The 4,951-nt window shown below is 44.6% G+C and carries 5 protein-coding genes; all 5 read right to left on the bottom strand.

Annotated elements, in window-relative coordinates; genetic code table 11:
- Positions 1-240: 240 nt before the first annotated feature.
- On the bottom strand, positions 241-1,116 hold the full coding sequence (locus IM515_RS20545) for an energy-coupling factor transporter transmembrane component T family protein (RefSeq protein WP_287628448.1): 876 nt from the start codon (positions 1,114-1,116) through the stop codon (positions 241-243).
- Between the two features lie 3 nt (positions 1,117-1,119).
- On the bottom strand, positions 1,120-2,478 hold the full coding sequence (gene der, locus IM515_RS20550; RefSeq protein WP_002766078.1) for a ribosome biogenesis GTPase Der: 1,359 nt from the start codon (positions 2,476-2,478) through the stop codon (positions 1,120-1,122).
- Between the two features lie 234 nt (positions 2,479-2,712).
- Complete coding sequence (psb35, locus tag IM515_RS20555; RefSeq protein WP_002766079.1) at positions 2,713-2,913, bottom strand: photosystem II assembly protein Psb35; 201 nt, start codon at positions 2,911-2,913, stop codon at positions 2,713-2,715.
- Positions 2,914-2,972: 59 nt separating this feature from the next.
- Positions 2,973-3,380: a gamma-glutamylcyclotransferase family protein gene (locus IM515_RS20560; RefSeq protein WP_287628449.1), complete on the bottom strand. Its 408-nt coding sequence runs from the start codon at positions 3,378-3,380 to the stop codon at positions 2,973-2,975.
- Positions 3,377-4,402: an aldo/keto reductase gene (locus IM515_RS20565; RefSeq protein WP_287628450.1), complete on the bottom strand. Its 1,026-nt coding sequence runs from the start codon at positions 4,400-4,402 to the stop codon at positions 3,377-3,379. The genes IM515_RS20560 and IM515_RS20565 overlap by 4 nt, the downstream gene beginning before the upstream one ends.
- Between the last annotated feature and the right edge of the window lie 549 nt (positions 4,403-4,951).

The raw sequence follows: 4,951 nt of genomic DNA on the forward strand, positions 1-4,951 counted from the left end.
CTGTCTCGGTTAGATATATTTCTACTTGCGCTTTTTCTTCTGGAGGGATGTTTAACATGAAATTTTTCCGATTTTTTCTCTCTATTCTCTCATAATTCTCTCAATGAGTATTTATACTCGCTCTTAAGTGGGATGCACCCTTCGGTCAGGGATTTCCGAAAGTCCCAGAAGAGCGTTAATACTGCACACTTAAAACTCGCATCTGATAACTGATAACTGATAACTGATAACTGATAACTGCTATAACCCCCCCCAAACTAATCGGGCTGCCCAAAAGGGAATTAACAAAAATAAAGCAATAAAATCAGCCCATCTTAACTGTAATTGGTGCCAGCGTACTTGATGCTGATTGGGACTGGTAAAACCGCGAACCTCCATAGCGATCGCTATTTGTTCGGCGCGTAAAAGCAAATTATCTAGTAATTTTTCCACTACTGTTAACCAGACGTTTAAACTCTTTTTAATCCCTAATTTTTGCCAATCGATCGCCCTAGTTCGCACTGCCCTGGCTAGATTTTGCACTTCTTCTAAAACCAGGGGAATAAAGCGCAAAGACAGGGTCAGAGTCAGAGAAATTTCCGTCACCGGCACATTAAATCGCCGTAAAGGACTGATTAAATTCTCTAAACCTTCGGTAATTTCTTCTGGGGCCGTCGTCAATAAAAAGAGATTAGTGCTATAAATTAAAGTAAAAATTAGGGTACTAATTCTCACTGCTAATTCCAAAGAACGTCGGGTAACAAATAAACGGCCTTTATCCCATAAAACATACTGATAATCACTTGCTGGTGGTAAATTCAGCCCTTGATCGGGTAAACGCGGCTGAATACTGACCGCTAAACCATCGGGAGTGATGGCAGTAATCAGAAAGACGATAATCGCTAAAAATATCAGCCAGCCCATCTGTTGCCGCCAGACGCGGGGGGGAATAGGTGCAAGCAGGGTTAACAACATTAATAATCCCACCAAAGCTAAACGCCACCAAGCATTAGCTAATAAAGGTGCTGCTAAAAACACCATTAACCAGATAAATTTTACCCTGGCATCTAGTTGATGTAGTCGGGTGATCGGTTGATCGAGATAAAGACCGATGGGCAAACTTCGCAATAAATCCATAAATTAGACCTTGGTGGCTCTATTAACCGTTTTTTCCACTTCTCGCGCCGGTTTGCCGCGCCAGATTAAGCGGATCGGGGTTCCTTTAAAGCCTAACTGTTGTCGGAATTGCCCTTCGATGTAACGGCGATAGTTATCATTAAAGCGCTGGGGATCGTTAACGAAAAGGGCGATCGTGGGGGGTTGACTCGATACTTGCGTGCCATAGTATAGTTTCCCCTGTTTTCCGCCCCTGGTGGTGGGGGGATTGTGCCATTTAACCGCATCTTCGATCACATCGTTGATTACCGAGGTACTGACGCGACGACGGTGAGATTCGGCGGCAATATCGACTAATTCGAGGATTTTGGTGACTCTTTGCCCCGTCATGGCACTGACAAAGATCATTTCTGCCCAATCCATGAAATACAGCCGATCCTGGAGCATTTTGGTGTAAGTATTGATGGTATAGGTGTCTTTCTCCACCGCATCCCATTTATTGACCACTAGCACCACCGCACGCCCTTCTTCAATGATTCGCCCCGCTAATTTTAAATCCTGTTCGGTGACACCATCTAGCACATCGATGACGAATAGCACCACGTCAGACCGGCGAATTGCCTTAAAAGCACGGTTAATACTGAAAAATTCGGCTCCATAGTCCACATTCTTCTTACGGCGAATGCCAGCGGTGTCAATTAACCGATACACCTGTCCTTCTCGTTCAATTAAAGTATCGATCGAGTCTCTGGTGGTTCCCGAAATCGGACTAACGATCGCCCGTTGTTGTCCAGTTAAAGCATTGAGGAGACTGGATTTACCCACGTTAGGACGACCGATAATTGCCACTTTAATTTCTTCATTTTCGGGAATTGCCGCCCCGGGTGGCAAATATTTAATCAGGGCATCTAGTAGTTCTCCTGTACCGGAGCCGTGAATGGCCGAGATGGGGAAGGGTTCACCGATGGCTAATTCCCAGAATTCCGTCGCTTGCAGGATACCCTGTTCCACCGATTCACATTTATTGACGGCCAAAAGTATCGGGACATTTTGCTGTCGTAACCAAGCGGCAATTTCTCGATCGCCGGCGGTAATTCCTGCCTGGCCATCGACGACAAAAATCGCCACACTTGCCTCTGCTAGGGCGATTAAAGCCTGTTCGCGGATTAAAGGGAGAAATTCGCTGTCATCGTTAAAAACTAGCCCCCCTGTATCGACAATTTGAAAATCTCGATCGCACCAGAAAGCTGGTTGATAGGTGCGATCTCTGGTAATCCCGGGTTGGTCGAAAACGATCGCCTGTTGATCTCCAGCGATACGATTGACGAGGGTGGATTTGCCCACATTGGGACGACCGATAATAGCGACGACAGGCAGTTTCATAAGAGGAGGAGGGGACGGAAATTTAAGACCAATATTCTATCATAGCGATTTGCGATCGACCTTGGTTGATTGATCGTGTTTCTCATCGCCAGGAAGGGCGGAAATACCTGAAATAACCGCCTAGGCAGGTCTTTAGTCCCTTGTCCGCAGCCAAGGGTCAATCCCAACCAACCTGATAACTGCTGAGAAGGGAGAAAAAAGCTGACGGCTAAAATAACTGATCACTGCCTTTTTCTAGGATTGAGAATCAGAATTTACATCTGTCTTCACTTCGGGGATAATATCGGGTCTTTGGGCATCTTCCCAACCGACCGGGCGTTTAGAATTGTACCAAGCGATCGAACCGATGGTGACAGCAGCGAGAAAACCGACCACATAAACTGCCACAAAATAAACGGGGAATTTGCCACTGGCCACTTCTAGGAGTAAATACATAATTTTTTCACGATTAAGCTTTTAATTTGTATATCTTAACAGAATCGGACCCCTCATCCCTATTCTCGATCGCTACCGGTCCACCAACCAGAAGGCAGCCAAATACCGCCATGAAAAGCTATTTTTGCCGGTGTCATCATATATCCCCAGGCTTCGCCGATCAATTCTCGCTCTAGATTATAAATAGGGATTCTGCGACGCTGATACTCGTTTTCTTCTGCAGCTCTGCCGGGTTGATAATCTTCCAAAGCATCCAAAAGCCCTATATCATAATCTGCGTTAAAAGTCAATAAAATTCCCTTCACCCAGCCCTCGCCCTCGGTCAGTCCGGGATAACCGAGGGCGGTAAGATGGTATAAATACCCCTTTGTGTAGGCGGTTTTAGAGTTGATCACTTTTCCCGCACAGTAGGCAGAATAGTTACTCTGCTTAGGTTTCAGGGTTCCATAAACAAAAACTTCCATCATCGGTCTAATTGTGCTGCTACTCCTCCTAATAGGATATCGCGAACAAATTGACTGGCTAAAAGTTCGTGGGGAAAACCCAGGGAAATGGCACTAATATTATCGAGTCGTTGCAGCTGTTCCCCAGTCAGGTTAAAATCCACACAGGCTAAATTATCCTGCAATTGGGACAATTTTCGAGCGCCAATGATGGGAATTACGGAGTTAGGGCGATTTCTGAGCCAATTTAACGCCACTTGTGCCGGTGATTTCCCGATTTCTCTGGCTATCTCTAGGACAGTCTCGGCAATTTTTAAATCGCGATCAAAAATTTGAAAAGGTTGGTCGGTCATGCTTAAACGACCATCGACGGGGTTGGGTTGATTATATTTTCCCGTTAAAACGCCTCCTCCCAGGGGACTCCAAGCTGTCACCCCGATATTTAATGCTTTGGCCATGGGCAATAATTCCCGTTCGGGGGTGCGTTCCTTGAGAGAATATTCTATTTGTAGTCCGATAAAGGGTGTCCATCCCCGTAGGGTGGCCAGGGTGTTTGCTTGGGAGACAATCCAAGCAGGACTGTCAGAAATGCCGATATAAAGGACTTTTCCCATCCTGACCAAATCATCGAAAGCGCGCAGCACTTCTTCAATAGGAGTAAGAGAGTCCCAAAGATGAAGCCAGAGTAAATCAATGTAATCAGTACCTAAACGCTTTAAACTAGCTTCTACCGCCTGAAAGAGGTTTTTTCGATGATTTCCGCAGGCATTGACATCGCCGGGACGGGTGTTGAGAGAATATTTCGTGGCGATTACCCATTTTTCTCGATCGCCCTTGACAAATTCCCCCACTAATGTTTCACTGGTTCCGTTAGTGTAGATATTAGCCGTATCGAGAAAATTGCCGCCCGCTTCCGCAAAAGCCTGAAAAACCGTCCGACTTTCCTCTTTATCGGACCCCCAACCCCAATCTTCCCCGAATGTCATCGTTCCTAGACATAGTTCGGAAACTCGCAGACCACTATTACCTAAAAGTTTGTAACGCATAATTAACTAAAATTTTGAATAATGAAGTTAATTATAATTGAATTTGATTAACAATTTTTCGACAATACTTAGTCTTTTTTGTCAAGTACATTTGATACAATTTTGAGCAGCTAACGGCGGACGGGAAGGGTAACAACCTCTACCGGGGCGATCTCTTTCTTAATCAACATCAAACATAGCATCTAAATCTCTATATCTACTAACTACCCTTGGGATTTCAATTCCGTTTTCAAGAGGTAAATAAAAGATCAGATAATCTTCCCTGTTGGATTTTTTCTGGTAAAATTCTAGCAGCTTGCCGATTTTTCCCCGCCAAGTAACTAGGGTTTGCTGAATAAATCTAAAAACCTTGTTGGCTAAGACTTTTAGACTTTTTTCCCTCAAAAAGTGCCAACCCTTGTAGTGATCCTATCCATTAGTCAGATCTTTCTTAACAAAAAGAGAAGAAACTTAAAAAAAGGGGAAACGATTGATAGGTATAGTTTTGAAAGAAGGAATTAAGGTGGAGGTAAGCAAAAAAATGGAGAAATGGGCAGCCCAAGAATTACA

Origin of the sequence: Microcystis sp. M44BS1 (assembly GCF_020244875.1) — a bacterium.
GTDB classification, from domain to species: domain Bacteria; phylum Cyanobacteriota; class Cyanobacteriia; order Cyanobacteriales; family Microcystaceae; genus Microcystis; species Microcystis panniformis.

Coding starts and splice junctions, on each gene's coding strand:
- psb35 (WP_002766079.1), bottom strand. CDS start 2,913: ATGTATTTACTCCTAGAAGTGGCCAGTGGCAAATTCCCCGTTTATTTT.
- IM515_RS20545 (WP_287628448.1), bottom strand. CDS start 1,116: ATGGATTTATTGCGAAGTTTGCCCATCGGTCTTTATCTCGATCAACCG.
- IM515_RS20560 (WP_287628449.1), bottom strand. CDS start 3,380: ATGATGGAAGTTTTTGTTTATGGAACCCTGAAACCTAAGCAGAGTAAC.
- der (WP_002766078.1), bottom strand. CDS start 2,478: ATGAAACTGCCTGTCGTCGCTATTATCGGTCGTCCCAATGTGGGCAAA.
- IM515_RS20565 (WP_287628450.1), bottom strand. CDS start 4,402: ATGCGTTACAAACTTTTAGGTAATAGTGGTCTGCGAGTTTCCGAACTA.